2 protein-coding genes and 1 pseudogene are annotated in these 1,841 nt (G+C 50.1%); all 3 read left to right on the top strand.

Translation table 11 applies throughout. The features are described 5' to 3' along the window. Nucleotides 1-402, top strand: a pseudogene (locus E5987_RS12660) (baseplate J/gp47 family protein); the annotation flags it as partial. After that, complete coding sequence (locus E5987_RS12655) at nt 393-1,031, top strand: YmfQ family protein (RefSeq protein ID WP_160336426.1); 639 nt, start codon at nt 393-395, stop codon at nt 1,029-1,031. The pseudogene E5987_RS12660 and the gene E5987_RS12655, both read left to right, overlap by 10 nt. Beyond that, nucleotides 1,009-1,770: a phage tail protein gene (locus E5987_RS12650; RefSeq protein ID WP_202074648.1), complete on the top strand. Its 762-nt coding sequence runs from the start codon at nt 1,009-1,011 to the stop codon at nt 1,768-1,770. The genes E5987_RS12655 and E5987_RS12650 overlap by 23 nt, the downstream gene beginning before the upstream one ends. Nucleotides 1,771-1,841 lie beyond the last annotated feature (71 nt).

Here is a 1,841-nt window from a genome sequence, read left to right as displayed (position 1 = left end):
GAGGAAGGAGAAGGCACTGTCACGGTTAGATTCGTCTGTGACGGTATGGATGAGATTATTCCGGATAAGGCGATGCTTGATAAGGTGTTTGAGCATATTGATAAGCTTCGTCCGGTCACGGCTCATCTGTATGTCAGTGCTCCTAAGGTTCGACCGGTAAATATTACGATCGCGGGGCTTCTGCCTGATGACGCCGAAGTTCGGGAGGCGGTAAGACAAGAGCTCAAAGACTTATTCGCTCGAGAAGGCGTGCCGGGACAAAGGATTTACTTATCTCACATTCGAGCGGCGATTAGCGCAGCTTTGGGAGAGGAGGATCATTCAGTCGTCTTTCCAACAGCTGATCCGGTTCCGGAGACAAATAACGAGCTTCCGACTCTGGGAGAGATTTCATGGCAGTAACGGCAAACGAGTATGTAGGCATGCTCAAAGAGCTTCTTCCTCCGGGACCGGTATGGCCAAGAGGGGATTCGGCCAGTTTGTATGCCATGATGTTTGAGGTCTGGGCTATTGAGCTCGCACGCATTGATTCAAGAGCGAATGCGCTGATTACTGAGGCGGACCCTCGCTTTGCGATAGAAACCTTTCCCGAGTGGTTGGAAGAATGGGGCCTTCCGGATGAATGCTTAAAGCTCTGGGGCGCAACAGATATCAACACGTTACGCCGTCTTTTGATTTGGAAGATGACGACCGTGGACTCTCAGACCCCGCAGTTTTTTATCGATTTGGCGGCCATGTTTGGTTATCTCATTGTGATAGATGAATTTAATGGCTATAGCGTCATGAGCCGAGTGAACGATGTGCTGGCCGACGGCATTTGGCCTCACACTTGGCGCGTCAATGTCATCGGAGGTTCAAACAGTACGCTGCAGTGGCATGAGGTAACCGGAGAAACAAAAGAGGCGCTCGCTTGGTGGGGAGACTCGGTGATTGAGTGCTTGATAAGACGATATGCGCCTGCGCATACCACACTTTATTTTGGCTATTGGGATTATAAGGAACAGGAAAATGGACAGAGCATACGGAGCTAGAGTGGTTCAGGTTGAGCCAAGATTTGCGGAAGATGCCCCTTTGGGATACCCGACGGACGGGTCGAGTACAGGCGGACAGCTTGCGACTGTTCCGAAGGCGCCTTGGTATAACGCGGTAACGGAGGAGATTAGAAACGCGATTGTGGGAGGCGGCTTAACACCGGATAAAAATACACTGGATCAGCTTAATCAGAGCATCGAGGCCAGACTGACAAGGTTGGAGAAGAAAATCGATGAAGCGCTAAAAGGAGTTAGCGACAGAGTGGATAAATTTGAAACCTTCCCGCCGGGGTTCATTATTTATACAGGCTGCTTCATCAATAACCCTAATTGGCTTCTATGCGACGGGAGAGCCGTAAGTCGTTCAACTTATGCCAGTCTGTTTAGAGCGATCGGCACGACGTGGGGCGGCGGTAATGGCTCAACCACTTTTAACATCCCTTATTTGCTCGATAGAGTACTTTGGGGATCTAACTGGGGAGTAGGCCAATATATTGATTCCGGGGCGCCTCCCATCTGGGGAACTATTGGTGACTTCAATGCTTTTGACAATGATACGGGTATGGTGGCCGGGGCTTTTTGGCGTACTTGGACGCGTCACAACCAAGGGTCTCGATCCGGTAGTGATGATGATCATTGGCGAGTTGACTTCGATGCGTCCCGATGTTCTCCTGTATATGGCAGAACAAATCATATTCAGCCGCCTGCCAGCAGGGTTCCCGTATATATTCACATTTAACAGGCTCCGAAAGGGGCTTTTTTAATATCTAAAAGCAAACCGCCAAGAGTAGCGAGCTCAAGGCGGTTTTT

The organism is Parasutterella muris (genome assembly GCF_009767915.1).
Lineage (GTDB): Bacteria > Pseudomonadota > Gammaproteobacteria > Burkholderiales > Burkholderiaceae_F > Parasutterella > Parasutterella muris.
The sequence above is the reverse complement of the archived record's forward strand: the minus strand, read 5'-3'. Positions and strand labels throughout refer to the sequence as shown.